This window comes from Pseudomonas sp. MD195_PC81_125, from assembly GCF_014060985.1.
GTDB classification, from domain to species: Bacteria; Pseudomonadota; Gammaproteobacteria; order Pseudomonadales; family Pseudomonadaceae; genus Aquipseudomonas; species Aquipseudomonas parakoreensis.
This window is the reverse complement of the sequence record NZ_JABULD010000027.1, coordinates 1-1,196: the sequence shown is the minus strand read 5'-3', so window position 1 is coordinate 1,196 and position 1,196 is coordinate 1. Positions and strand designations below refer to the sequence as shown.

Annotated in this window: 1 protein-coding gene; it reads right to left on the bottom strand. The window is 60.6% G+C overall.

Annotation, left to right across the window (positions count from 1 at the left end; translation table 11 throughout):
• Window positions 1–58 precede the first annotated feature (58 nt).
• Complete coding sequence (locus HT737_RS01180; protein WP_182401056.1) at window positions 59–1,075, bottom strand: AraC family transcriptional regulator; 1,017 nt, start codon at window positions 1,073–1,075, stop codon at window positions 59–61.
• Window positions 1,076–1,196: the final 121 nt, after the last annotated feature.

The window sequence follows — 1,196 nt, the reverse complement described above, 5'->3', positions numbered from 1 at the left end:
CTCTGTGGGAGGCTGGCTTGCCAGCGATGGCGGTGGGCCAGGCGACAGGTGCTCTGAATCAGACCGCTTCGTTAAGGATCAACGTACGGTAATGCCCAGGATTGGACCCCGACCACTTGCGAAACGCCTTGTAGAACGAACTCGCATCGGCGAACCCCAGCCGCGTGGCGATCTCGACGAAGCTGATCGATGGCTCCGCCAGCCAACTGATCGCCAACTCCTTGCGCACGCTGTCCTTGAGACCCTGATAGGTCTGCCCTTCCTCGGACAAACGCCGGCGCAGGGTCGAGGCGGACATGCACAGTTGCTGCGCCAGCGCCTCGGTCTCCGGCCATTGTTCGGCGGGTAACTGCCGCAGGTCCTGCTTGATGCGGCTGGCAAGGCTCTCTGGATCGCGGTACTTCACCAGAATGTTCGCCGGCGCATGGGCCAGAAAGCGTTTCAATTCCTCGGCCGTGCGTTTGATCGGCAGATCAAGGCAGTCAGCGGCGAAAATCATCCGTGTACGCGGACGTTCGAAACGCAGGTTTTCCGAGAACATCACCCGATAGTCGTCGCAGAAATCAGGTTCCGCGCAGCGCAGTTCGATCGCCAGGATCGGAATCCGCCGCCCCGCCAGCCAGCAGGCCACGCCGTGGACGATCATCCAATAGGTGAAATAGGTAAACGCGCGGCGCGGTTGCGGGTCGTCTTCGAGCAGGACGATTTCCGCCAGGCTCTGCTGATGCACCAGTTGCGCGGGCATTTTTTCCAGCATCAGCGAGAGAAAACTCAAGCCCATGTTCAGGCCGGCGGCCAGCGTCGATTGCGCCATGGCGCTGCGGCAGAGGAATTCGAGGCTGCCGGACCTGAGCCGGCGCGGATCCATGCCAAAGAACTCGTCATCGCCGCGCCGGGCCAGCAAGCGCCAGAGTCTGGCGTATTGCGAGGCAGGTACCCGACCTTGCTCGCTGTGCAGCAGCGCCGGAGCAATCCCGACCTTGTTCAAGACTTCATCCGTGGCCACGCCCGGGGCACAACTTTGCAGCAGCGCTTCACGCACCAGCTGCACGGCGATGGTGTCTTTTTCCGACATGGAGCGAGGCAGACCTTGTGGTTTTCGGGTGACGGGCATCTTACCCCAGTCATCCGATTCACCGAAAACCCTGTAGGAGCTGCCGAAGGCTGCGATCTTTTGACTTTTGATTTTTAAAAAA